25 protein-coding genes are annotated in these 24496 nt (G+C 72.5%); 19 read left to right on the forward strand and 6 right to left on the reverse strand.

The features are described 5' to 3' along the window. Nucleotides 1-7 precede the first annotated feature (7 nt). Nucleotides 8-847: an alpha/beta fold hydrolase gene (locus tag L6E12_RS21915; RefSeq protein WP_236229795.1), complete on the reverse strand. Its 840-nt coding sequence runs from the start codon at nucleotides 845-847 to the stop codon at nucleotides 8-10. Between the two features lie 36 nt (nucleotides 848-883). Here L6E12_RS21915 and L6E12_RS21920 point away from each other — a divergent pair, with 36 nt between their 5' ends. Both L6E12_RS21920 and L6E12_RS21925 read left to right on the forward strand, forming a co-directional pair. Further along, nucleotides 884-1528, forward strand: coding sequence for an MOSC domain-containing protein (locus L6E12_RS21920; RefSeq protein WP_236229796.1), 645 nt, complete (start codon nucleotides 884-886; stop codon nucleotides 1526-1528). After that, entirely contained in the window at nucleotides 1525-1983 is a 459-nt protein-coding gene (locus tag L6E12_RS21925) for an NUDIX hydrolase (protein WP_236229797.1), read from the forward strand. Before L6E12_RS21920 ends, L6E12_RS21925 begins: the two co-directional genes overlap by 4 nt. Before the next feature lie 132 nt (nucleotides 1984-2115). Here L6E12_RS21925 and L6E12_RS21930 read toward each other — a convergent pair whose 3' ends face one another. Then, the gene (locus L6E12_RS21930; protein WP_236229798.1) at nucleotides 2116-3903 is read right to left on the reverse strand and encodes a DUF262 domain-containing protein; all 1788 of its coding nucleotides are present in this window, start codon (nucleotides 3901-3903) and stop codon (nucleotides 2116-2118) included. Between the two features lie 144 nt (nucleotides 3904-4047). On the opposite strand from L6E12_RS21930, the gene rpe reads away from it, so the two are divergent. From rpe to L6E12_RS21970, 8 genes are all read left to right on the forward strand, one after another. Next, nucleotides 4048-4716, forward strand: coding sequence for a ribulose-phosphate 3-epimerase (gene rpe / locus L6E12_RS21935; RefSeq protein ID WP_240013396.1), 669 nt, complete (start codon nucleotides 4048-4050; stop codon nucleotides 4714-4716). A 405-nt stretch (nucleotides 4717-5121) separates the two neighbouring features. Further along, entirely contained in the window at nucleotides 5122-6117 is a 996-nt protein-coding gene (gene ribD, locus L6E12_RS21940) for a bifunctional diaminohydroxyphosphoribosylaminopyrimidine deaminase/5-amino-6-(5-phosphoribosylamino)uracil reductase RibD (protein WP_236229860.1), read from the forward strand. A gap of 32 nt (nucleotides 6118-6149) precedes the next feature. Continuing rightward, nucleotides 6150-6803, forward strand: a complete 654-nt coding sequence (locus tag L6E12_RS21945) for a riboflavin synthase (RefSeq protein WP_236229861.1) — start codon at nucleotides 6150-6152, stop codon at nucleotides 6801-6803. Continuing rightward, complete coding sequence (locus L6E12_RS21950) at nucleotides 6796-8073, forward strand: bifunctional 3,4-dihydroxy-2-butanone-4-phosphate synthase/GTP cyclohydrolase II (RefSeq protein ID WP_236229800.1); 1278 nt, start codon at nucleotides 6796-6798, stop codon at nucleotides 8071-8073. Before L6E12_RS21945 ends, L6E12_RS21950 begins: the two co-directional genes overlap by 8 nt. Further along, on the forward strand, nucleotides 8070-8567 hold the full coding sequence (gene ribH / locus L6E12_RS21955; RefSeq protein ID WP_035287657.1) for a 6,7-dimethyl-8-ribityllumazine synthase: 498 nt from the start codon (nucleotides 8070-8072) through the stop codon (nucleotides 8565-8567). Before L6E12_RS21950 ends, ribH begins: the two co-directional genes overlap by 4 nt. Further along, the gene (locus L6E12_RS21960; RefSeq protein WP_236229801.1) at nucleotides 8564-9004 is read left to right on the forward strand and encodes a PH domain-containing protein; all 441 of its coding nucleotides are present in this window, start codon (nucleotides 8564-8566) and stop codon (nucleotides 9002-9004) included. The genes ribH and L6E12_RS21960 overlap by 4 nt, the downstream gene beginning before the upstream one ends. 49 nt (nucleotides 9005-9053) lie before the next feature. Further along, nucleotides 9054-9281, forward strand: coding sequence for a ribbon-helix-helix domain-containing protein (locus L6E12_RS21965; RefSeq protein WP_236229802.1), 228 nt, complete (start codon nucleotides 9054-9056; stop codon nucleotides 9279-9281). A gap of 57 nt (nucleotides 9282-9338) precedes the next feature. Next, entirely contained in the window at nucleotides 9339-9731 is a 393-nt protein-coding gene (locus L6E12_RS21970; RefSeq protein ID WP_236229803.1) for a type II toxin-antitoxin system PemK/MazF family toxin, read from the forward strand. Here L6E12_RS21970 and L6E12_RS21975 read toward each other — a convergent pair. After that, a complete protein-coding gene (locus L6E12_RS21975) occupies nucleotides 9633-9947 on the reverse strand; it encodes a hypothetical protein (RefSeq protein ID WP_236229804.1) in 315 nt (104 codons plus the stop codon). The two genes, L6E12_RS21970 and L6E12_RS21975, sit on opposite strands and share 99 nt — an antisense overlap. A 180-nt stretch (nucleotides 9948-10127) precedes the next feature. Here L6E12_RS21975 and L6E12_RS21980 point away from each other — a divergent pair, with 180 nt between their 5' ends. The 9 genes from L6E12_RS21980 to tpiA all read left to right on the forward strand — a co-directional run bounded on the left by L6E12_RS21980 (nucleotide 10128) and on the right by tpiA (nucleotide 20419). Further along, a complete protein-coding gene (locus L6E12_RS21980; RefSeq protein WP_236229805.1) occupies nucleotides 10128-10646 on the forward strand; it encodes a Rieske (2Fe-2S) protein in 519 nt (172 codons plus the stop codon). A 159-nt stretch (nucleotides 10647-10805) separates the two neighbouring features. Further along, nucleotides 10806-11831 carry a GDSL-type esterase/lipase family protein gene (locus L6E12_RS21985; RefSeq protein ID WP_236229806.1) on the forward strand — a complete coding sequence of 342 codons (1026 nt, stop codon included), beginning with the start codon at nucleotides 10806-10808 and terminating at the stop codon, nucleotides 11829-11831. Between the two features lie 83 nt (nucleotides 11832-11914). Continuing rightward, nucleotides 11915-13990 (forward strand): excinuclease ABC subunit UvrC, encoded by a 2076-nt coding sequence (uvrC, locus tag L6E12_RS21990; protein WP_236229807.1) that lies wholly within the window; start codon nucleotides 11915-11917, stop codon nucleotides 13988-13990. Beyond that, the gene (gene rapZ, locus L6E12_RS21995) at nucleotides 13987-14895 is read left to right on the forward strand and encodes an RNase adapter RapZ (protein WP_035287664.1); all 909 of its coding nucleotides are present in this window, start codon (nucleotides 13987-13989) and stop codon (nucleotides 14893-14895) included. Before uvrC ends, rapZ begins: the two co-directional genes overlap by 4 nt. 11 nt (nucleotides 14896-14906) lie before the next feature. After that, nucleotides 14907-15857 carry a uridine diphosphate-N-acetylglucosamine-binding protein YvcK gene (yvcK, locus tag L6E12_RS22000; RefSeq protein WP_236229862.1) on the forward strand — a complete coding sequence of 317 codons (951 nt, stop codon included), beginning with the start codon at nucleotides 14907-14909 and terminating at the stop codon, nucleotides 15855-15857. 79 nt (nucleotides 15858-15936) lie between these two features. Continuing rightward, on the forward strand, nucleotides 15937-16923 hold the full coding sequence (whiA, locus tag L6E12_RS22005; protein ID WP_035287665.1) for a DNA-binding protein WhiA: 987 nt from the start codon (nucleotides 15937-15939) through the stop codon (nucleotides 16921-16923). A gap of 507 nt (nucleotides 16924-17430) precedes the next feature. Then, entirely contained in the window at nucleotides 17431-18435 is a 1005-nt protein-coding gene (gap, locus tag L6E12_RS22010) for a type I glyceraldehyde-3-phosphate dehydrogenase (protein ID WP_236229808.1), read from the forward strand. A gap of 11 nt (nucleotides 18436-18446) precedes the next feature. Then, nucleotides 18447-19634, forward strand: a complete 1188-nt coding sequence (pgk, locus tag L6E12_RS22015) for a phosphoglycerate kinase (RefSeq protein ID WP_236229809.1) — start codon at nucleotides 18447-18449, stop codon at nucleotides 19632-19634. Continuing rightward, on the forward strand, nucleotides 19634-20419 hold the full coding sequence (gene tpiA, locus L6E12_RS22020; RefSeq protein WP_236229810.1) for a triose-phosphate isomerase: 786 nt from the start codon (nucleotides 19634-19636) through the stop codon (nucleotides 20417-20419). Before pgk ends, tpiA begins: the two co-directional genes overlap by 1 nt. 52 nt (nucleotides 20420-20471) lie before the next feature. On the opposite strand, the gene L6E12_RS22025 is transcribed toward tpiA, so the two are convergent. The 3 genes from L6E12_RS22025 to L6E12_RS22035 form a co-directional block, all read right to left on the reverse strand. Next, entirely contained in the window at nucleotides 20472-21782 is a 1311-nt protein-coding gene (locus L6E12_RS22025) for a serine hydrolase (RefSeq protein WP_236229811.1), read from the reverse strand. A gap of 9 nt (nucleotides 21783-21791) precedes the next feature. Continuing rightward, entirely contained in the window at nucleotides 21792-23150 is a 1359-nt protein-coding gene (locus L6E12_RS22030; protein ID WP_236229812.1) for a helix-turn-helix domain-containing protein, read from the reverse strand. 193 nt (nucleotides 23151-23343) lie between these two features. Further along, nucleotides 23344-24480, reverse strand: a complete 1137-nt coding sequence (locus L6E12_RS22035) for a beta-1,3-glucanase family protein (RefSeq protein ID WP_236229813.1) — start codon at nucleotides 24478-24480, stop codon at nucleotides 23344-23346. Nucleotides 24481-24496 lie beyond the last annotated feature (16 nt).

Below are 24496 nucleotides of genomic sequence, written 5' to 3' on the forward strand. Positions count from 1 at the left end.
TGCCGCTTCACCCCTCGGGTCCGGCGTCCGCGCCGGACCCGAGGTCTTCCAGGAACCCGCCGACGACCTCGGTGAACTCCTCCGGCCGCCCCAGCCAGGGGACGTGCCCGGTGTCGAGGGTGACCCGGGTGGCGTTCGGCAGCGCCTCGACCAGGGAGTCCACCGCCCAGCGCGGGCGGATGTCGTGCCTGCCGTCGACGACCAGCACGGGGACGGCGAGGTCCGCGCACGCGGCGAGCAGGTCGGCCTGGTCACCGTCGCGGCCGACCGCGGCGTTGACCTCGTAATTGATCGGGAACCACGGGGTGGCCATGGTCTCGGCGTGCGCGCGGGCGCGGTCCCGGTCGGCGAAGTCGGCGGTCCACTGCAGGACGGCCAGCTCGCGCTCCTCGTCCTCGGTGCGCTCCCGCTCCCGCAGCCGGGTCCACGCGGCGAGGTCGTCGCCGAGCCGGGCGCGGAAGTTGGCGGTGAACTCGGCGTGCCAGCCGGGGGACAGGCCCACCCCGGCCAGGTAGACCAGTCCGGTCACCCGGTGCGGGTGGGCCAGTGCGTGGCGCAGGGCCAGGTCGGCGCCCCACGAGTGGCCGAGCAGCGCGGTCGCGGCGAACCCGAAGTGCGCCCGCACGTCGTCGAGGTCGGCGACGAACCGGGCGGTGGTGAACGGCCCGCGCCGCTGCGAGCGCCCGCCGCCGCGCTGGTCCCAGCGCACCACCCGACCTGGCAGCGCCACCGCGTCGAACATGTCCCACAGGCCCGGACCGCCGTGGCAGCAGACCACCGGGTCGCCCACCCCGGTCGCCACCGCCCACAACCCGCACCCGTCGTCGGCGCGCACCGCGAAACCCATGTCGCGATCATCCCGCGGCCCGGTAGGTTCGGTCCCATGGACCAGGCACGGGTGCGGACGGTGAACGTCGGCAAGTCCTTCCCCATCGAGGCGAAGGCGGGGCGCAGCGGCATCGACAAGCGGCCGGTGACCGGCCCGGTGGCCGTCACCGCCCCCGGACCCGGCGCCAGCGGCCTCGCGGGCGACGAGATCTGCGACGTCGCCAACCACGGCGGACCCGACCAGGCCGTCTACGCCTACGCCAGGGAGGACCTGGACCGCTGGGCGGAGGAACTGGGCAGGCCGCTGACCGACGGGCAGTTCGGCGAGAACCTGACCACCACCGGCATCGACGTCAACGCCGCCGAGGTCGGCGAAGTCTGGCGGGTCGGCGACGACCTGGTGCTCCAGGTCACCACCCCGCGCATCCCGTGCCGCACCTTCGCGGTGTGGCTCGACGAGCGGGGGTGGATGAAGACGTTCACCCAGCGCGCCCTGCCCGGCGCCTACCTGCGGGTCCTGCGGCCGGGCGCGGTCCGCGCGGGCGACCCGATCGTCGTCGAGCAGCGCCCCGGCCACGGCATCACCATCGCCCTCACCTTCCGCGCGACCACCCTGGAACCGGAACTGCTGCCGCGCCTGGACATCGACGGCATGCCCGACGAGATCCGGCGCAAGGTCCGCCGCCGGATCGGCGCATGAGCCGCCGGTCGCTGCGCGTCGCCGCGTACGCCGTCTGCCTGGAGAACGAAGAGGTGCTCCTGGCCCGCTGGGTCGGCCCCAGCGGCAAGCGCTGGACTCTCCCCGGCGGCGGCCTCGACCACGGCGAGGACCCCCTCGACGCCGCCGTCCGCGAGGTGTACGAGGAAACCGGCTACCAGGTCACCGTCGACTCCCTGCTGGGCGTCGACTCCATCCGCCGCAACCTCCCCGGCGCCCTCGCCGACACCGACTGGCACGGCCTCCGCGTCATCTACGCCGCCACCATCGCGGGCGGCGAACTCCGCTTCGAGGAGGGCGGCTCCACCGACATGGCGGCCTGGGTCCCCCTGGCGGAGGTCGCCACCCTCGACCGCACCGAACTGGTCGACACAGCCCTGGAGTTGGCCCGCACCCGCCCCCCGACCGGCCGCCTCGACGGCATCCTCCCGGCCTGACCCAGGGGGCGGACCCATCGCGGTGTCCGCCCCCGGGTCGCCCGTTCCGGCAGAGAGCGACCACGACCCCGGTTCCTCAACGTCCCTGGCGCCGCATCGCCCGCTTCGGTGAGCCCGGCGACTGACACGGCCTCACCACTCGGTGTCACGTTGCGCCGGTTTGCCCATGGCCTTGTCGACGAGGTCGAGGATCCCCTCTTCCCGCGCCCGCAGCATGCCGTAGAAATCATCTTCCCGGAGCGTCCGGGGGTTGATGACGTGGGACGACACGCTCTCCTCGAGGCCCTCCTCGGTGGTCCTGGCCGACTTGGCCAGGCTCCGCAGGTAGGCGGACGGGGCGCGGCCACCGATCAGGCGGTTGGTGCGCGCGGTCAGCGGGGTCTTGTTCACGATCGAGTTGTAGTCCTCCGGGGGGAGTTCCTCCTTCTCGCACCACGCCCGCGGAAAGATGTGGTGGATGTCGACCGCGTTGTCGAAGTAGTTCTCGTCCGCCATCGCGGAACCGGTGCCCCAGTCGACGGGGCCCGCCTGCAAGAGCAGGGCGTAGAGACCCTTGTACGCGGCTGAGCCGCGGGTCCTGAGCGTCCACAGGCGGGACGAGAAGAACTGCGCCTCGCGCACCGTGCGCGGTTCCGAGCCGTTCCCCGTGATCCAGGCGACCAGTTCCGGCACGTCGCGGGCGAAGCGGGTCTCCGTCGTGCCGCTGTAGGCTTCGTCGAGCACACCGGACCAGTACCAGCGGGAGATCTTGTCCCGGGCGCCTGCGGTCTCCGCCTGCTTGTCCAGCAGCGCGAACACCGCCGCCAGCGGTATCAACTGGCTGCCGTAGGGCAGGAACTTGGTGTCGTAGATGCGCTGGGAGTGGAGGAACCTGGCGGTGGCCCGCAGGCCGTCCGCGACCTGCGGGGCCCACTTGCGGTACTCGGCGACGGTCAGGTTCAGCATGTCCGACCGCCTGCACCCGACACGCGGGGCCTGGGCCACATCCCGCCCGGACTGCACCGCCGCGACGTGGCGCTCATGGGTGGCAAGCAGGGTGACCGCCTGCAGGAAATCGGTGTTGGCGACCTCGCGCAGGATCCGGTACTTGCCGTCGGCCCACGAAGCCCGCTGCCCGTCCCAATTCTCGCGCAGGTCGAAGTCATCCGCGGCGAACGTCGCCGTGAGCAGTTCGAAGACCGTCAAGGTGACGCCGCCGGTGTTCACCTTCTCGAAGACCTGGCACACCGCCTGCCTGGGGGTCGACCTGCCCAGTTCGATCACCGGTAGCTGGTACTTGTCGAAGCGCTGCACGACGGCTTCGTGGAACCGCTGCCACAGCTGGATGTTCTCCGCCTGCAGGTTGGGCGAGTGCTGGACGAAGGCCAACATCCAGGCCATTGAGTCCAGCAGCGCCGTGCACGGGAACATCCGCGCCGCGTATTCCTTCTCCGGCGTGGACAGGTCCAGCACCGGGGTGCCGCGGAAGTCCGAGCGAACCCGGTCCTCAGGAATCAGGTGGATCGCGTCCTCCAGATCACCTGTGCCCAGGACCGCCTGCTCCATGTCGATGTAGAACCAGCCCTTGAGCGCCTTGCCCCGCACGTCGCGGGTCTCGACCGGCGCGTCGCGAAAGGCCGACTGGTACAGCGAGGTCAGCCGCTGCTGCCCGTCGAGGATCAACCGATCGGGCACAACGCCCCCGTCGACCGGCGCGCCCTCGACCGCGCGGGTCTTGAACCGCACCTCGCCGCCGTGCTGCAGCATCATGACCGTGCCAGCCGGGTAGCCGAGCGAGATCGACGCGATGAGCGCGGCGATGTTGCGGTCCGGCCACACCCACCCCCGCTGGAAGTCGGGGAGTTGGGTCTCCCCCCGGTCCACCTGCTTGAGCAGGTCCTTCAGGAATTCCTTCTCGATGCCGAAGGCCTCGACGCCCACCTGGTCCCCCGTTCGCCGTGCTGATCGGATGATCCATCGCCGGAGGAGGCGCCTGGGTTTCACCGCCGCCGGGTGCGTGGGCGGAGACACCCGGACGGAGTAGTCGAGCGAGCCACTACCCTGGTGCCCGTGACCCGTGCTCCGATGATCGCGCCCAGCATCCTGTCCGCCGACTTCGCCCGGCTGGCCGACGGACTCGCCGCCATCCAGGGTGCCGACTGGGTGCACGTGGACGTCATGGACGCCCACTTCGTGCCGAACCTGACGCTCGGTCTGCCCATTGTGGAGTCGCTGCTCAAGGTGACCGACATCCCGATGGACTGCCACCTGATGATCGAGGACCCGGACCGGTGGGCGGTCGGGTACGCCGAGGCGGGGGCGCACAACGTCACCGTGCACGTGGAGGCGGCCGGGGACCCGGTGAAGATCGCTCGGGACATCCGGGCGGCGGGGGCGAAGGCGGGGCTGTCGATCAAGCCGGGGACGCCGCTGGAGCCGTACGTGGAGGTGTTGAAGGAGTTCGACACCCTGCTGGTCATGTCGGTGGAGCCGGGGTTCGGCGGGCAGAGCTTCATCGCCGACGTGCTGTCGAAGGCCCGGACGGTGCGTGACTTGGTCGACACCGGGCACCTGGACTTGCTGGTGGAGATCGACGGGGGGATCAACGCGGACACCATCGAGCAGGCTGCTGAGGCTGGGGTGGACTGCTTTGTGGCCGGGTCGGCTGTTTACGGGGCTGATGATCCGGGGCGGGCTGTGCGGGCGTTGCGGGAGCAGGCTGCTTCCGCGCATCACCGGTTCGGTCGGGCCTAATCAGGTGGTCTTGTTTTAAAGCGCCGGGATTTTCGGGGCGTGCCCGGGTGGGTGGATCTGCTCGGGCGGGGCCCCTACAGCGATCATGTGCCCAGTGTGACCGAGTGGGGCTGAAGGGATGCCCCACAGCCCGGGCAGGCTTGCACATGATCGCTTCCCCCACCCAAGCAGATCCGCCCACCCGGGCATTTCCGTAGCCGGGCCGGCGGCTTGTCGGGTGGTCGGCGGCTGCGCGCGGTGAGGTTGCTGGTGGCTGGCCGGTTGGCTGGTGGTTGTCTCCGCGCAGGCGGCCGGGGGCGGGTGGGTCTGATCGGTTCGAACCCGGGTGGTCCCGGCCGGTCGCGTGTACCAGGGGCGGTGTGCCCTGCCAGACTGTCCGCCGTGGAGGAGAGCCTGGTCGCGGCGATGTGGACCGCCGTGGGGTGCGCGGAGGCGGTGCGGGGGACGACCAGTCCCAACCCGCCCGTCGGGTGCGTCGTGCTCGATCGGGACGGTGTCGTGGTCGGGACCGGGGGGACTCGGCCCCCGGGTGGGGCGCACGCCGAGGTGGGGGCGCTCGCCGTGGCGGGGGAGCGGGCCAGGGGCGGTACCGCCGTCGTCACCCTCGAACCCTGTTCGCACCACGGGCGGACCCCTCCCTGCACCGACGCGCTGCTCGCCGCCGGGGTGGCGCGGGTGGTCTACGCCGTGTCCGACCCGAACCCGCAGGCCGCCGGGGGTGGGCGGGTGCTCGCCGACGCCGGGGTGCGGGTGGAGGGTGGGGTGCTCGCCGACGAGGTGGCGGCCGGGCCGTTGCGGGCGTGGCTGCACTCGGTGGACACCGGGCGGCCGCACGTGACCTGGAAGTACGCCGCCACCCTCGACGGGCGGGTGGCCGCCGCCGACGGGACCAGTCGGTGGATCAGCTCGGCCGACTCGCGGGCCGAGGTGCACGAGGTGCGCCGCAAGGTCGACGCCATCGTCGCCGGGCGGGGCACGGTGCTCGCCGACGACCCGGCGCTGACCGCTCGGGACGCGGGTGGAACACCTGCGGCCCGGCAACCGTTGCGGGTTGTCGTGGGACTCGGTGACCTGCCGGACGGCGCACGGGTGCTCGACGACGCCGCCGAGACGCTGCACGTCCGCACGCACGACCCGGCGGAGGTGCTCGCCGCGCTCGGCGCGCGCGGCGTGGTCGACGTGCTGCTGGAGGGTGGGCCGACCCTGGCGGGCGCGTTCGCCGGGGCCGGGCTCGTCGACCGGGTGCTGGCCTACCTGGCGCCGACCCTGCTCGGTGCCGGACCGGTGGCGCTGGGTGACGCGGGCGTGTCGACGATCACCGGGGCCCACCGGTTGCGCGTCGAAGGGGTCACCATGAGTGGGCCGGACGTGCGGGTGTCCGCCGTCCCGGTCCGGGACTGACCCGGACCGGCCGACCGAGGAGGAGAGTGGCGTTGTTCACCGGGATCGTCGAGGAGCGCGGTGCGGTGGTGGCCGTGCGCGACCTCGCGGACGCAGCACGGGTCACCATCTCCGGACCGCTGGTCACCAGCGACGCCAAGCAGGGGGACTCGATCGCGGTCAACGGCGTCTGCCTGACCGTGGTCGAGTTGGACGCGGGCACCTTCACCGCCGACGTGATGCACGAGACGCTCAAGCGCAGCAGCCTCGACGGGGTCGCCGAGGGTGATTCGGTCAACCTGGAGCGCGCCGCCGCCGTGGGGCAGCGCTTCGGCGGGCACATCGTGCAGGGCCACGTCGACGGCACCGGGGTGCTGCTCGGCCGCGAGCCGTCCGAGCACTGGGACCTGGTCACCATCGGCCTGCCGCCGCACCTGGCCAGGTACGTGGTGGAGAAGGGGTCGATCACCGTCGACGGCGTGTCGCTGACCGTCGTGGAGGTCGGGGACGACCGGTTCTCCGTCAGCCTCATCCCCGAGACGCTCCGGGCGACCACCCTGGGGCAGCGCGCGCCGGGCGACAAGGTCAACCTCGAGGTCGACGTGATCGCCAAGTACGTGGAACGTCTGACCACCCCACACCTGCCCGTCAGCGGTGCGGGGCAGACTGGGGGAGATCCCGCCGGACAGGAGGACCAGGGTGAGTGACTTCCCAGACATCGACCGCGCCCTCGCCGACATCGCGGCGGGCAAGGCCGTCGTGGTCGTCGACGACGAGGACCGCGAGAACGAGGGCGACCTCATCTTCGCCGCCGAGAAGACCACCCCGGAGCTGCTGGCCTTCATGGTCCGCTACTCCTCCGGCTACGTCTGCGTCGCGCTGCCCGACGCCGACTGCGTGCGGCTGGACCTGCCGCCGATGTTCCACACCAACCAGGACGCCCGCGGCACCGCCTACACCGTGACCGTGGACGCCAAGGAGGGCATCAGCACCGGCATCTCCGCGCACGACCGGGCGCACACCATCCGGCTGCTGGCCTCCGCCGAGGCCACCGCCGCCGACTTCAACCGCCCCGGGCACGTGGTGCCGCTGCGGGCCAAGGAAGGCGGCGTGCTGCGCCGCCCCGGGCACACCGAGGCCTCGGTCGACCTGGCCAGGATGGCCGGGCTGCGGCCCGCGGGCGTGCTCTGCGAGGTCGTCTCCCAGAAGAGCGAGGGCGACATGGCCCGCCGCGACGAGCTGGAGGTCTTCGCCGCCGAGCACGACCTGGCGATCATCACCATCGCCGACCTGATCGCCTACCGCAGGCGCACCGAGAAGCAGGTCGTCCGGGTCGCCGAGGCGCGCATCCCCACCGCGCACGGCACCTTCCGCGCGGTCGGCTTCGACAGCCTGCTCGACGGCATCGAGCACGTCGCGCTGGTCTACGGCGACCTCGGCGACGGCGAGGACGTGCTGGTCCGGGTGCACTCCGAGTGCCTGACCGGCGACGTGTTCGGCTCGCTGCGCTGCGACTGCGGCCCGCAGCTCGACGCCGCCCAGGAGGCCGTCGCCGCCGAGGGCCGCGGCGTGGTGCTCTACATGCGCGGGCACGAGGGCCGCGGCATCGGCCTCATGCACAAGCTGCAGGCCTACCAGTTGCAGGACGAGGGCCAGGACACGGTGGACGCAAACCTCGCGCTCGGCGTGCCCGCGGACGCCCGCGACTACGGCACCGGCGCGCAGATCCTGGCCGACCTCGGGGTGAAGTCGATGCGGCTGCTCACCAACAACCCGGCCAAGCGGGTCGGCCTGGAGGGCTACGGGCTGACCGTGGTCGACCGGGTGCCGCTGTCGGTGTGGCCGAACCCGGAGAACCTGCGCTACCTGCGCACCAAGCGCGACCGGATGGGCCACGAGATCACCGAGCTGGAGCAGTACGAGGACGGCATCGCCGCCGGGGCGGTCGGCCTGCGCGGCGGGGAGGACCGGGCATGAGCGGCGCGGGCAGGCCCGAGGCGGTGGCACCGGACGCGACGGGCATCCGGTTGGCCATCGCGGCGACCAAGTGGCACGCGGAGGTCACCGGCCAGTTGCTGACCAGGGCGCTGGCCGCGGCCGAGGACGCCGGGGTGGAGGAGCCGACCGTGGTGCGGGTCGCGGGCGCGGTCGAGCTGCCGGTGGTGTGCCAGGAGCTGGCCAAGCACCACGACGCGGTGGTGGCCCTCGGCGTGGTCGTGCGCGGCGGCACCCCGCACTTCGAGTACGTGTGCGACGCGGTCACCGCGGGCCTGACCCGCATCTCGCTCGACGAGTGCACCCCGGTCGGCAACGGCGTGCTCACGGTGAACGACGACCAGCAGGCGGTGGACCGCTCCGGGGTGCCCGGGGCGGCCGAGGACAAGGGGTACGAGGCGTGCGTGGCGGCGTTGGAGGCGGCACTGGTGCTGCGGGGACTGCGGCAGCCGTGGACCGAGCGGGGCTTCCGGTGACCGTCACCTCCCGGCCGCGCAAGGTCCGCTTCGTCGCCGCCGCGTTCGCCGTGGTGTTCGTCGCGGTGTTCACGGTGGTGGCGGTGCTGCTGCGCGACACCCCGACCGGGGTGTACTTCCAGGTGTCCGACCAGGTGGCCATGGTCGGCATCGGCGTGCTGCTGGCCTGCGGCGCGCTGTGGTTGACCCGGCCCAGGGTCGCCGCGGACGCCGAGGGCGTCACCGTCCGCAACCTGCTGGGGAGCACCCGCTACCCGTGGGACTACATCCGCTCGATCAGCTTCCCCGACGGCGCCTCCTGGGCCCGGCTGGAGCTGCCCGACGACGAGTACGTGCCGGTGATGGCCGTGCAGGCCATCGACGGCGACCGCGCGGTGGCCACCATCCGCGAGCTGCGCAAGCTGCACCGGGCCGCCACGGTCACCGAGGCGGGCTGAGCGCCCCGGGTGGTGCCCTCCCGGTGCCACCCGGGGTAGCATCGGGGGTGTGAAACTGAGTGTGAGCCTGCCCGAGGAGGACGTGCGCTTCCTCGACGAGTACTCCGCGCGCGCCGACTCGGCCACGCGTTCCTCGGTGATCCACACCGCCATCGCGCTGCTGCGGCAGACCAGCTTGCAGGACTGCTACGCCGCCGCCTTCGACGAGTGGGACGCCGACGAAGCCGCCGTGTGGGAACCCGCCACGCCGGACGGCCTGGCCGAGGCCCGCGGCTGAGCCCGACCCGAGACCGCTGATGCCCGTCCCCGAGCCCCGTCGCGGTGCCCACCGCTGATGCCCGCACCCGACGCCCGCGCGGCCGAGACCCGCGCCAGGCACTTCCGCCGCGGCGACATCCACCTGGTCGACCTGGAGCCCGTCCGCGGCTCGGAGGCCGACAAGGTCCGCCCCGCCGTGATCGTCTCCAACGACGCCGCCAACCAGGTCGCGGGCCGCACCGGCCGGGGCGTGCTCACCGTCGTGCCGATCACCTCCAACACCACTCGGGTGTTCCCCTTCCAGGTGCTGCTCCCCGCCGCCCCGTGCGGGCTGTCGGTCGACTCGAAGGCCCAGGCCGAGCAGGTCCGCTCACTGGCCACCGCCCGCGTCCGCCGCCGGGTGGGCAGCCTCCCCGCCGCGCTCCTCGCCGACCTCGACACCGCCCTGCGCGTGCACCTCGGGCTGTGACCGCCGCCGACCCCGGGTCGCGCCGCGCCACAGCAGCACCGCCGAGACCACCCCGGGGCCGCAGTGCACCAGCAGCACGCCCGCCAGGCTCGGCCCGCCCCAGTCGTCGGCGTAGGACGCCGGGTCGAACACGTCGATGACGAACGGCTCGGCGACCGCCCGGAACACCAGGTAGCCCCCGAGGAACACGGCCAGGGCGAGCAGTGCTTTGCGCATGTCCCCACCCTCGCCGGACCCGCGCACCGGCGGCATCCGGGAAGCCCCCGACCCGCGCCCGGAGTTCGCCCCCACCTGAGGCGAACCTGTGAAAGCCCGGATCGGGTGAACCGCCCGGAGCGGGCCCGCGTACCGACGGGGGTAGACCCGGACGTTCCCGTGCACCGAGGAGGCACCCGCGTGACTGTCGAAACCACCACGACGACATCACAGACCCCCGCCCCGACCGCCGAGCCGCGCTCCCGCCGCCAGGTCCTCTGTGGCCTGATGGTCGCCCTGGTGGCGCCCGGTGCGCTCATCGCCGCCTGCGGCACCGAGACCGACTCCGGCTCCACCGTCGACAACCCGAACACCCCCGGTTCCAGCGCGGGCGGCGCGAGCCCGACCGGCGGGTCCGCCCCCGCGGGCGGGTCGGCGCTGGCGGCGCTGGCCGACATCCCCGACGGCGGCGGCGTGCTGGCCGACGGCCCGAACGGGAAGGTCCTGCTGGTCCGCACCGGCTCCGCGGTCAAGGGCTTCGACCCGAGCTGCCCGCACCAGGGCGCCACGGTCACCGCGCCGCAGTCCGGTGTCATCACCTGCCCGCGGCACGGCAGCACCTTCGCCAGCACCGACGGCGCGGTCACCAAGGGCCCGGCGAACAGCGGCCTCAAGGAGATCGCGGTCAAGGTCGACGGCGCGAACGTCGTCCTCGCCTGACCGCCCACCGTCCACTGCGGAGTGTTCACCCCCGGCCACCCGGCCGGGGGTGAACACCGGGTCAGACCCGTTCGGGTAATGGATTCACCTGGTTACTCCTGGTTGAGTGATTGTCACCCTGTCGATCATGGCTGTCACTGGATCCCGGAGGCCCCCCGAATGCTGCCCGCCCGAACCCTCGGCACCGCGGCCGCCGCCGTGCTGGCCGCGGCACTCGCCGTACCGGCCCTGACCACCCCGGCCCGAGCCGACGACCGGCCCACCGCCGTGGTGTCCCTGGGCGACAGCGCCATCTCCGGGGAGGGCGCGGGCGACTACGAGGCGGGCACCAACGGGGAGGGCGGCAACTGGTGCCACCGCTCCCCGCACGCGCTGATCCACCAGACCCGGCTCGCCGACAAGGCGGTCAACCTGGCCTGCTCCGGCGCGAACGCCGCGAACGTCTCCCTCGCCGACACCACCCACCACACCGAGGGCTCCCAGGCGCGGCGGCTGGTCCAGGTGGCCACCGAGAACCGGGTGACCGCGGTCGTGCTCCAGGTCGGCGCGAACGACGACCCCGACTTCACCGACACCATCATCGACTGCGTCCTCAAGTGGTTCAACCCGTTCGGGTCCGACTGCTCCTCGGCGCTGCGCGGCCAGTGGCCGGGGCGGCTGTCGGCCATGGCGCCCCGGATCGAGGCGGCCGTCGCCGACGTGAAGTCCGCCATGCGCCAGGCCGGGTACGCCGACGACGACTACCGGTTCGTGCTGACCTCGTACTCCTCGCCCCTCACCGAGAAGATGAACCCCACCACCCACGGGTTTGACGGGTGCCCGCTGCGCCTAACCGACGCCAAGTGGGCCCGCACCGAGGCGGTGCCGGAGCTGACCGGGGCGCTGCGCGGCGTCGCCACCCGGGCCGGGGTGTCCTTCCTGGACTTCGGGCGGGCCACCGAGGGCCGCGAGGCGTGCAGCGGCACCCGCGACAGCGAGTGGCAGAACCGGCTCATGGTCGACCCGCAGGCGCTGGTGAGCGGCGGTCTCGACGCCATCGGCGTGCACATGGCCCAGCAGTCCTTCCACCCGAACGCCCGCGGGCACGCCCAGCTCGGCCGCTGCGTGGCGGAGTTCGTGAACTCCGACGCGGACGCCGCCGCCTGCCTCATCGGCGGCGACGGGAACCTGCACTCCGTCGCCTGATCCGGGCGTTCCCGCGCTGATCGGCGCCGCGGCGGTCAACCCTGCGGCCGGGAGTGTCGTACCCCGGCCGTAGGGTTGACGCCGTGCCCGACCCGTCCGCCTACCGCCCCGCCACCGGCACCATCCCCGACGCCCCCGGCGTGTACAAGTTCCGCGACCCGACCGGCCGGGTCATCTACGTCGGCAAGGCGAAGAGCCTGCGCAGCAGGCTGAACTCGTACTTCGCCGACGTGACCGCGCTGCACCCGCGCACCCGGCAGATGGTGACCACCGCGGGCGGCGTCGAGTGGACCGTGGTGGCGACCGAGGTCGAGGCGCTGCAGCTCGAGTACAACTGGATCAAGGAGTTCGACCCGCGGTTCAACGTCCGCTACCGCGACGACAAGACCTACCCGGTCCTGGCGGTGACGCTGAACGAGCAGTACCCGCGGCTGCACGTCTACCGCGGCCCGCGCAAGCGCGGCGTCCGCTACTTCGGCCCGTACGCGCACGCCTGGGCCATCCGCGAGACCCTGGACCTGCTGCTGCGGGTCTTCCCCGCGCGCACCTGCTCGACCGGGGTGTTCAAGCGGCACGGCCAGATCGGGCGGCCGTGCCTGCTCGGCTACATCGACAAGTGCTCGGCGCCCTGCGTCGGCCGGGTCAGCGCCGAGGAGCACCGCGGGATCGTGCTCGACTTCTGCGACTTCCTCTCCGGCAAGACCGACGCCATGGTCCGCCGCCTGGAGCGGGAGATGGCGCAGGCCGCCGACGAGCTGGAGTTCGAGCGGGCCGCCCGGCTGCGCGACGACATCGGCGCGCTGCGCCGGGCCCTGGAGAAGCAGGCCGTGGTGCTCGGCGACGGCACCGACGCCGACGTGGTCGCCTTCGCCCACGACGACCTCGAAGCCGCCGTGCAGGTCTTCCACGTGCGCGGCGGCCGGGTCCGCGGCCAGCGCGGCTGGGTCGTCGACCGGCTGGAGGAGGGCGGCGCGGAGGGCTCCACCAGCCCGGTGCCCGCCCTGGTGGAGCAGTTCCTCAGCCAGTTCTACGGCGACCAGGCCGAGATCGTCGAACCCGGCACCGGGCCCGCCGACCGCCCGACCACCGACAGCGCGACCGCCGACAACCCGACCGGCGACGGCGCAGCCGCGGACGACCCGCCCGCCGACGACTCGGCGGGCAGCCCGGTGCCGCGCGAGGTGCTGGTGCCCGAGCTGCCCGCCGACGCGGGCGCGCTCGCCGACTGGCTCAGCGGGCTGCGCGGCTCCCGGGTCGCCCTGCGGGTGCCGCAGCGCGGCGACAAGCGGGCGCTGATGGAAACCGTGGAGCGCAACGCGAAAGAGGCGTTCACCCAGCACAAGCTGCGCCGCGCAGGCGACCTGACGGCCCGCTCGGCGGCGTTGCAGGAGTTGCAGGAGGGCCTCGGGCTCGACACCGCCCCGCTGCGCATCGAGTGCGTCGACATCAGCCACATCCAGGGCAGCGACGTGGTCGCCTCGCTGGTCGTGTTCGAGGACGGACTGGCGCGCAAGTCCGAGTACCGCCGCTTCGCCATCCGCGAGGCCGCCACCGAGGGCGACGTGGCCGCCATCGCCGAGGTCACCCGCCGCCGGTTCGCCAAGTACGCGGGCGAGGCGGGCGGGCAGGGGCCCACCCCGGGCATCGACCCGGAGACCGGCAAGCCGCGCCGCTTCGCCTACCCGCCCAACCTCTACGTCGTCGACGGCGCGGGCCCGCAGGCCGACGCCGCCGCCGAGGTGCTCTCCGAGCTGGGCGTCACCGACGTGGCGGTGGTCGGGCTGGCCAAGCGGCTGGAGGAGGTCTGGCTGCCCGGCGACCCGGACCCGACCATCCTCCCGCGCACCAGCGAGGCGCTCTACCTGCTGCAACGGGTGCGCGACGAAGCCCACCGCTTCGCCATCGCCTACCATCGGCAGAAGCGCTCCAAGCGCCTCACCGCGTCGGCGCTCGACGACGTGCCCGGGCTGGGCCACACCCGCAAGGCGGTGCTCATCAAGCACTTCGGCTCGCTCAAGCGGCTGCGCGCGGCGAGCGTCGAGGAGATCGAGAGCGTGCCCGGCATCGGACCGGGCACCGCCCGCGCCGTGCACACCGCGCTCGCGGGCGGCGCGCAGGACACGACCGCCGCGGCAGGCGGGCAGGAGAGGCAGCAGTGAGCGACGCGACAGTGCGGGACGAGCAACCCCCCGTCGGGGGACCGGGCATCGAGGTGGCCGTGGTCACCGGGCTGTCCGGGGCGGGCCGCAGCACCGCGGCCAAGTGCCTGGAGGACCTCGGCTGGTTCGTGGTGGACAACCTCCCGCCGGAGCTGATCTCCACCATGGTCGAGCTGGGTTCCCGGGCCAGGGGCGCGATCACCACCGTCGCGGTGGTGATGGACGTGCGGTCCCGGGCGTTCACCGAGGACCTCTCGGCGATCATCAAGGACCTCGACGCCCGCGGCTACAAGCCCAGGGTGCTGTTCCTGGAGGCCACCGACGACGTGCTGGTCCGCCGGTTCGAGTCGGTGCGCCGCGGCCACCCGCTGCAGGGCGAGGGCAGGCTGATCGACGGCATCACCGCCGAGCGCCAGTTGCTGATGCCGCTGCGCGGGGAGGCCGACCTGATCCTGGACACCTCGACGCTGTCGGTGCACCAGCTCCGGGCCAAGATCGAGGACGCGTTCGGCACCGAGTCGAGCACCGCGACCCGGGTCACCGTGCTGTCCTTCGGCTACAAGTACGGCCTGCCGATGGACGCCGACCTGGTGATGGACGTGCGGTTCCTGCCGAACCCGTTCTGGATCCCGGAGCTGAAGGACCAGACCGGCCGCGACGCCGACGTGCGCAACTACGTGCTCAGCCAGGAGGGGGCGGACGAGTTCCTCGACCGCTACCACGAGCTGCTGCGGCTCATCGGCGCCGGTTACCGGCGCGAGGGCAAGCGCTACCTGACCCTCGCCGTGGGCTGCACCGGCGGCAAGCACCGCAGCGTGGCGATCTCCGAGGAGCTGTCGCGCAGGCTGTCCGACGAGGACGGCATGGCGGTCAAGGTCGTGCACCGCGACCTGGGGCGCGAGTGACCGGTCGACCGCTGCGCGCGGTCGCGCTGGGCGGCGGGCACGGGTTGCACGCCACCCTGACCGCGCTGCGCGGGATCACCGAGGACGTCACCGCCGTAGTCACCGTCGCCGACGACGGCGGCTCCTCCGGGCGGTTGCGCCGCGAGCTGGGCCTGCTGCCGCCGGGGGACCTGCGCAAGGCGCTGCTGGCGCTGGCGGGCCCGGACTCCGGGCCGTGGGGCACGGTCTTCGGGCACCGCTTCGGCGGCACCGGCGCGCTCGCCGGGCACGCCGTGGGCAACCTGGTGCTTGCCGGCCTGCTGGAGACCGTGGACGACCCGGTGGCCGCGCTCGCCGAGGCGGCCCGGCTGCTCGGCGTCGCGGGCCGGGTGCTGCCGATGTCACCCGAACCGGTGGACATCGAGGCGGACGTGACCGGGTTGGCGGAGGACCCGGCGACCGTGCGGCGCATCCGCGGGCAGGTCGCGGTGGCCACCACCCCGGGTCGGGTGCGCCGCATCCGGCTGCTGTCGGCCACCCGCCGGGGCGAACGCCCCACCGCGTGCGCCGAGGCCGTCGCGGCGGTCCTGGCGGCCGACGTGGTGCTGCTCGGCCCCGGTTCCTGGTTCACCAGCGTGCTGCCGCACCTGATGGTGCCGGACCTGCACGACGCCCTGGTGCGGACCGAGGCCACCCGGGTCGTGGTGCTCAACCTGGTCCCCCAACCTGGGGAAACGGAGGGGTTCTCCCCGGAGCACCACCTCGACGTGCTGGCCGAGCACGCGCCCAGGCTGCGGGTGGACGCGGTGATCGCCGACGTGGACTCGGTGCCCGTCCCGGACCGGCTGCGCCAGGCGGCGAAGGCGCTGGGCGCGGGCATCCGGCTCGACCACATCGCCGCCGCCGACGCCGCCGACCGGCACGACCCGGCGGCCCTGGGGGCCAGCGTGGCCCGCGCGGTGGCCACCGCGCTCGAACGGTGAGGGGCGCACGGACCGCGATGCGGCACGTGGTGGGATGTAGGCCGGGTACGCCCGTGACCGGGCCCGGAGAGGAGGACCAGTGGCGATGACCGCCGCAGTCAAGGACGAGCTGAGCAGGCTCACGGTGTCCAAGACCTGTTGCCGCCGGGCCGAGGTGTCCTCCCTGCTGCGCTTCGCGGGCGGGTTGCACATCGTCGCGGGCCGGGTGGTGGTCGAGGCCGAGCTGGACACCGGCGCGGCGGCCCGGCGGCTGCGCAAGGAGGTCCACGACCTCTACGGCCACCACGCCGACGTGCACGTGATCACCTCCGGGGGCCTGCGCAAGGGCACCCGCTACGTGGTCCGCGTGGTCAAGGACGGCGACGGCCTGGCCAGGCAGACCGGGCTGCTCGACCCGCGCGGCCGACCGGTGCGCGGCCTGCCCGCCCCGGTCGTCTCCGGCGGCGTGTGCGACGCCGAGGCCGCCTGGCGCGGGGCGTTCCTGGCGCACGGCTCGCTCACCGAGCCCGGCCGCTCCTCGGCGCTGGAGATCACCTGCCCCGGTCCGGAGGCCGCGCTGGCCATCGTCGGCGCCGCCCGTCGGATGGGCATCCAGGCCAAGTCGCGCGAGGTGCGCGGCGCCGACCGGGTCGTGGTCCGCGACGGCGACGCGATCAGCGCGCTGCTCACCCGCCTCGGCGCGCACTCCAGCGTGCTGGCCTGGGAGGAGCGCCGGATGCGCCGCGAGGTGCGCGCCACGGCCAACCGGCTGGCCAACTTCGACGACGCGAACCTGCGCCGGTCCGCGCGCGCCGCGGTGGCCGCCGCGGCCAGGGTGCAGCGGGCGATGGAGATCCTCGGCCCGGAGGCGCCCGAGCACCTCACCGCCGCGGGGGAGCTGCGGCTCAAGAACAAGCAGGCCTCGCTGGAGGAGCTGGGCCAGCTCTCCGAGCCGCCGATGACCAAGGACGCCGTCGCGGGCCGCATCCGCAGGCTGCTGGCCATGGCCGACAAGCGGGCCAAGGACCTCGGCCTGCCCGACACCGAGTCCGCGGTCACCCCGGACATGCTCGAGGCCGACGCCTGAGGCGGTTCCCGCCCGCGGGCGGGAACCGCGCCGGTGAGCACCGCTGGGTCGAACGGTCCACCCGCGGTGGATCTTGGTCGGGAATCACCGACCGTCGCTGAATTTTGTGACCTGGGTCTCATCGTGTATCCGGGGCGGTACCCGGAACTCTTCTACTGGTGTGAGGCTCGGGTGCCGCTTGGGGGAGGGGCATCCGGGATGGGGGAGACGGAGCGGGGTTCACCGGGCGTGGGGGTCGGTGAACCCCGCTCCGCTGTTTCCCGGGGCTGTCCAGGGGGAATCGCCGGCCGGTGTCCGAAGGTCGCGCGGGCGCACGAGCCGGGGGCGGCGGGTGCGCGCCAGGAGACAAAAACCACGCCGCGCGCCGATCGGTCTGGCGATCACCACACCGATCTGATTCGATAAAGAGAGACCGCTGACCTCCTGACCTGCGTCCGGCCGTTCGGGCGCTAGGGTTCCCGGTCAAGAGGTTCGCAAGAAGCACCCAGTCGCAAAGAGGAGACACAGGTGACGGTTCGCGTTGGTGTCAACGGCTTCGGTCGGATCGGTCGCAACTTCTGGCGGGCGGTCGCCGCCAGTGACCACGACATCGAGATCGTGGCCTTCAACGACCTCGGTGACGTGGCGACCATGGCGCACCTGCTCAAGTACGACAGCGTCCTGGGCCGCCTGTCCGAGGACGTGTCGGTGACCGACGAGGGCATCAAGGTCGGCGACCACACCATCAAGGCGCTCGCCGAGCGCGACCCGGGCAAGCTGCCCTGGAAGGACCTCGGCGTCGACGTCGTGGTCGAGTCGACCGGCTTCTTCACCAAGGCCGCCGACGCCCGCAAGCACGTCGACGAGGGCGGCGCCAAGAAGGTCATCATCTCCGCGCCGGCCTCGGGCGAGGACCTGACCGTGGTGCTCGGCGCCAACGAGGCCGCCTACGACGGCTCGCAGACGGTCATCTCGAACGCCTCCTGCACCACCAACTGCCTGGCCCCGCTGGCGAAGGTGCTGCACGACGCGTTCACCGTGGAGCGCGGTCTCATGACCACCATCCACGCCTACACCCAGGACCAGAACCTGCAGGACGCCCCGCACAAGGACCTGCGCCGCGCCCGCGCCGCCGCGCTGAACATCGTGCCCACCTCGACCGGCGCCGCCAAGGCGATCGGCCTGGTGCTGCCCGAGCTCAAGGGCAAGCTCGACGGCTACGCGCTGCGCGTCCCGGTGCCGACCGGCTCGGCCACCGACCTGACGGTGACCCTGTCCCGCGACGTCACCCTGGACGAGGTGCAGGAGGCCTACCAGGCCGCTGCCGCGGGCCCGCTCAAGGGCATCCTGCGCTACAACACCGACCCGATCGTGTCCTCCGACATCGTCACCGACCCGGCGTCGTGCATCTACGACGCGCCGCTGACCAAGGTCACCGGCAACCTGGTGAAGGTCGTGGGCTGGTACGACAACGAGTGGGGCTACTCCAACCGCCTCGCCGACCTGACCGCGCTCGTCGCCTCCAAGCTCTGAGACGGACCACAGTGAAAACCCTGGACGACCTGATCGCCGAGGGTGTGGCGGGTCGGCGCGTGCTCGTGCGCGCCGACCTCAACGTCCCCCTCGACGGCGACACCATCACCGACGACGGCCGGATCAAGGCCGCCCTGCCGACGCTGCGCGCGCTCACCGGCGCGGGCGCCAAGGTCGTGGTGGCCGCGCACCTGGGCCGCCCCAAGGGCACCCCGGACAAGAAGTACTCGCTGGCCCCGGTCGCCGCGCGGCTGGCCGACCTGCTCGGCAGCACGGTCGTGCTGGCCGCCGACGTGGTCGGCGAGTCGGCGCGGACCGAGGTCGCCAAGCTGCCAGACGGCGGGGTGCTGCTGCTGGAGAACGTCCGCTTCGAACCGGGCGAGACCAGCAAGGACGAGGCCGAGCGCGGTGCGCTTGCCGACGCCTACGCAGCCCTGGCGGACGTGTTCGTCTCCGACGGCTTCGGTGTGGTGCACCGCAAGCAGGCCTCGGTCTACGACGTCGCCACCCGGCTCCCCGCCTACGCGGGCGGTCTGGTGCTGGCCGAGGTCGAGGTGCTCAAGCAGCTCACCGGCGAGCCCCGGCGCCCGTACGTGGTGGCGCTGGGCGGGTCGAAGGTGTCGGACAAGCTGGCCGTGATCGAGTCGCTGCTGCCGAAGGTGGACGCGATCCTCGTCGGCGGCGGCATGTGCTTCACCTTCCTGGCCGCCGAGGGCCTCGGCGTCGGCGACTCGCTGCTGGAAGCCGACATGATCGACACCTGCAAGAAGCTGCTGGCCGAGCACCCCGGCAAGGTCCTGCTGCCCGCCGACGTGGTCATCGCCGACGACTTCTCCGCCGAGGCGAACACCCACACCGTGCTCGCCGCCAACATCCGCGAGGGGTGGAAGGGCCTGGACATCGGCCCGATCACCGTCGAGCGGTACTCGGAGGTCATCGCGGGCGCGGGCACCGTGTTCTGGAACGGCCCGATGGGCGTGTTCGAGCTGGCCCCGTTCGCCGAGGGCACCCGCGGCGTGGCCCAGGCCATCGTCGACTCCCCGGCCTACTCGGTCGTCGGCGGCGGCGACTCGGCGGCGGCGGTGCGGCTGCTGGGCCTGCCCGAGGACGGCTTCTCGCACATCTCGACCGGCGGCGGCGCGTCGCTGGAGTACCTGGAGGGCAAGGAACTCCCCGGCGTCGCTGTGCTGGAGGCGTGATGGCCAGGCAGGTGCTCATCGCGGGCAACTGGAAGATGAACCTCAACCACCTCGAGGCCATCGCCCTGGTGCAGAAGATCGCGTTCTCGCTGCCGGAGAAGTACTACGCGAAGGTGGAGGTGGCCGTGCTGCCGCCGTTCACCGACATCCGCTCCATCCAGACCATGGTGGACGGCGACAAGCTCCTGCTGCGCTACGGCGCCCAGGACGTGTCGAGGTACGACTCCGGCGCCTACACCGGTGAGGTCTCCGGACCCATGCTGGCCAAGCTGGGCTGCTCGTACGTGACGGTCGGCCACTCGGAGCGCCGCGAGTACCACGGCGAGACCGACGAGCTGGTCAACGCCAAGGTGAAGGCGGCCCTCAAGCACGGCATCGCCCCGATCCTGTGCCTGGGCGAGCGGCTGGAGGTCCGCGAGGCGGGCGGCCACGTCGACCACTGCACCGAGCAGCTCGTGGCCGGGCTCAAGGGCCTCAAGGCCGACGTGGTGTCCAAGGTCGTCGTGGCCTACGAACCGGTGTGGGCCATCGGCACCGGCAAGGTCGCCACCGCCACCGACGCCCAGGAGGTCTGCAAGGCCCTGCGCGGCAAGCTCGCCGAGAAGTACGGCGACGAGGTCGCCTCGGCCGTGCGCATCCTCTACGGCGGTTCGGTGAAGTCGGGCAGCATCGGCGAACTGGTCGCCCAGGAGGACATCGACGGCGCGCTCGTCGGCGGCGCCAGCCTCCAGGCGGACGAGTTCACCAAGCTCTGCGCCCTGGCTGCGGGCGGTCCGCTGCCGTAGTCGCGGTTCGGTCGTCAGGGGCGCCGGGGATTCCCCGGCGCCCCTGCGCCTTTCAGGTGACCCGGTGGGCGGCGGCGCCGTTGTGCAGGAAGCGGGCGCGGCCGTGCCCGTCGGAGCCGACCAGGGACAGGACCTGGTGGGCGCCCGCCCGGGGTTCGGCGGTGATGATCGCGCTGTCGTCGAGGCGGACGACCTCGAAGCGGTCCTCGGACCTGCCGAGGAAGGACCTGGCGAGGTCGTTGCGCGGGCGCTGGACGAGGAACGCGCGGTCGCCGTCGGTGGTCAGGGTGGTGTCGTAGAGGGTGGTGCGGTAGGTGCCGCACATGCGGTCGGCGTCGATCGGGGCGGGGTTCGCGGGCGGCACAGGTGGAGGTGTCGTCTCGACGCCCGCGAGGTCCCCGAGCACCGCACTGAGGACCTCGTGGGCCAGCGGCTCGCCACGCGTGCTGTTGGTCAGCACGGCAACCGCCACCCCGGCCGAGGGGGCGACGCGCAGGAACGCCTTCTGCCCCTTGGAAACCCCGGTGTGCCCGACGACGCCGTCGCGGTGGAGCATCCAGCCGAGCCCCCAGCCGAGGATGCCGCCACCGAAGTCCGGCACGGAGTCGAGCTGGGGTTCGCGCAGCACCGCGAGCCTCCGGTCGGTGAGGTGCAGGCGGACGAACTCCACCAGCTCACGCGCGCTGATCGCCAGGTACGACCCACTGGCCGCGGCGAAGTAGGACACCGCCCACGTCGTCGTGGGCACGAGCTCCCCACCCGCCTCGACGTGACCGACGGCGGCGCGGTGCAGGATCGCCTCCTCCGCGTCGGTGGCGACGGTGCGCAGCCCCAGCGGTGCCACCAGCCGCTCGCGGAGTACGTCGTGGAAAGGCTTGCCGCGCAACACCTCCACCAGCCTGCCGAGCACCGCGAACCCGCTGTTGGAGTAGGAGAAGACGGTGCCAGGCGGGAAGGGGTGCTCCGCGTCGGCGAGGGTGGCCACGAACCGCTCGATCGCGTCGTCGTTGCGGCCGGTGTCGGTGAAGTGGTTGCCGTCGATGCCGCCGGTGTGGGTGAGCAGGTGACGGGCGGTCAGGGATTCGGTGGCGGCCGGGTCGCTCAGCCGGAAGCCGGGGATGTAGTCGCGAAGGGCGCGGTCGAGGTCCAGGACACCGTCGTCCACCAACTGCTGGACGAGCGTGGCCGTCCAGACCTTGGTGATCGACCCGATCTTGAACACCGAGTCGCCCGTGACCTCGACCCGCGTGCGCAGGCTCAACACCCCCGCGGCCTCGTCCCGGACCTCCCCGTCGGCCAACACGGCGACCTGCGCGCCCGGCACGTCGTGCTTCGCTATCAACTCGCTCAGGTTCCACCCCATCCCGCCAGCCTAGGGGCGAGCCAGCAACACATCCCGAGCCCGCCACGCCCGGTGCAGCAGCGTCAGCCCGCTCGCCGACATCCGGGGGTCCAGGCGGCGGATCGCCTCGGCCGTGAACGGGATGTGCCTGCCGTCCCGCCCGACGACCCGCCCCTCGTCGTTGACCGCCACCATCCCCGCGAACAGCCGGTCGAACACCGGCGCGTCGAGCACGGCCACGGTGAGCTGCTGCACCCCGAGTTCCAGCGGCTCGACCACCAGCCCGAGGTGCCACAGCCGCAGGCCCCCGGCCGCCCGGGCCTCCTCGAAGCGGCGGAACGGCTCGTCGCGCCCGTAGTCGATCGGCCGCGACCCGCCGCCGTCGTGCTCCGGGTTGCCCAGGAACTCCTCGGAGAACTCCCGCATGATGTTGCGCCACAACGAGAAGTCGTTCACCACGTCGGCCGGGGCGGCGGAGGACGGCTGGAACTCGCCAGCGGGCATCGGGTGGCACAGCCCGCCACCATCGGCCACCTTGCCGCTGTCGCGCTCGTGCAGGACGAAAGTCGCCTCCTCGCCCCGCCGGATGGTGAGGGTGGTGATCCCCGGTGACATCAGGAGGGCGCTCGGGTCGAAGGGACTCCCGATCGCTGTCCGCAGCGGCAGGTCGTCCAGCCGCGGAATCTCGCGCCCGGCGAGGAGCCATGCCCGCTTGAACTCGTGGGCCACCAGTTGCTTGAGGTTGAAGACCTCGAAGAACGTCGTCCGGCCGAACCGCAGGCCCAAGCCGCCTACTCGGGAGGTGATCCCGGTGAGCCGGTAGCTGAGCCGGTTCTCCAGCAGCCGGGGCCGGACCAGGTCGCGCACCGCCCGGCCGTAGTCGGAGTAACGGGTCCCGTTTTCGGTGCGGGGGAGCAGGCTGTCGAGCACTGCAGGCGCGGGCAGCGTGTGGGGTGGGCTGTCGTCGGCCCACTCCAGGTCGACGGCGTCGAATGGCATCGGGGTTTCGGTCAGCCACCCCGGCCCGGTGAGTACGTGACCACCGGGCGCGCGCTCGGACTCGGGGTAGAGCCAGGCGGCCAGTTCGGTCAGCTCACGTCCGCGTGCCCCGGGCGCCTGCCGGACCCGCAACCACTCTTCCTGGCTGTGACGCACCTGCTCCTCAACGTCATGCCCCCGCCCAGAGGCCGGGGCGCCACCGCGCGGTGGTGGCAGGGGGTCGGTCTCGTTGATCAGGCTGTCGATTTCCGCTACATCGACACCGAGCGCCCCGGCCAACAACGGCCGCATGTGCGGCAGCGGCTCGTGTTCTCCGGACTCCCACGTCGCCACGGTCGTCCGGTCCACCCCCAACGCCTCGGCGAGGCTTTCCTGCGTGTACCCCGCCACCTTCCGCGCCGTCGACAACCCTGCCCGCCGCCGAAACCGAGTCATTCCCGGCTGCCTCCTTCCCGCGAGTCGAAGGTAACAGCCGATATGCGCCGTGCGTCCCCACCGCACCTGCGCCCCACAAACTCCCCACCTGCTGCCGTGGGCTTGGAGAGTGGGCGGGGGAGCGCCCGGCCCCCCGCCCACCTCAGCTTCAGAAGGGCGTGGCGGTGACCGTCATCGTCCTGGGGGCGCCGTCTTCGATGTACGGGGCGTGTTCGCACACGTCGTCGAAGGCGAAGCCGTAGGCCTTTCTGTCCACTGTGTTCTCGTGCATGATCCGCGAGTAGTGGTTGCACTGGGCGATCCGGTAGTACGACCCGGCGTCGGTGACCGGTTGTTGGGGGGTGTTGAGCAGGATGCCCCGGTTGAGTCCGGCGCCCAGTACCGCCGCCACCGGGCCGGTGACCCCGTCGTTCGGGGCGGCGAGGGTGCCGTCGCAGAAGAGGACGTCTCGGGTGGAGGGCTTGGCGAATGCCCGCACCCCCCGGTCGAACACGAACAGGTCCCCTTGGACGCGGCCGGTGAAGGTGGTGTTGTTGGCGTTGACCACCATGTTCTGGCCTCGGTAGCGGGACCAGACCTCGTCGATGTGGCCTGCCAGGTAGGTGCCGGAGAAGCGGCCCGCGTCCAGGCCGTGGCCGGGGGCGATGACCCGGAGGTCGTCGATCACCAGGTTCGAGAAGCCCGACTGGGCGCGCATCGACTGGAAGACCCGGGATCGGCCGCCCGCGACGAGCCGCCCGGCCGACTGGGTGCGGTTGCCCACGAGGTCGATGGACATCGGCACCGACAGCATGTCGACCATCGTGGTGTTGCAGTGCATGCCCGAACCGTCGTAGGTGAACTCCACGCAGTCGTGCAGGACTCGGTAGTTCGGGTCGGTGCTGACCCAGCCCGCCGGGTACGCCAGGGCGTCGCCGGGGTTGGCGCGGAACTTGAGCTTGTCGCCGACCGAGAGGTAGATCCGGCCGGACATGCCCTGCGGCAGGGGGATGGTGCGGCTGCCGTTGACCGCGATCGAGTAGTCGGTGTAGCCGTCGCCGCCGTTGTCGGCGGTGGAGACCGGGAGCAGGGCGCCGTCGGCGGTGACGCGGGACTGCCTGCCGGTGGCGAGGTTGGTGCCGACGACGTAGGCCCACAGGGTCTTGCCCGCGTGGGCGCCGGTGTTGTTGACCAGGGTCAGGGCGAGGGACGCGCGGGGTGTGGCGGACGCGAGCGCGGAGCCCGCGAACGGGGCGGTGGCGGCTGCGGCGGCGAGGCCGCCGAGGAGGGTCCTCCGGGTGATCATCGGCCGACTCCCTTGG

The organism is Actinokineospora sp. PR83, assembly GCF_021056305.1.
Classification (GTDB): domain Bacteria; phylum Actinomycetota; class Actinomycetes; order Mycobacteriales; family Pseudonocardiaceae; genus Actinokineospora; species Actinokineospora spheciospongiae.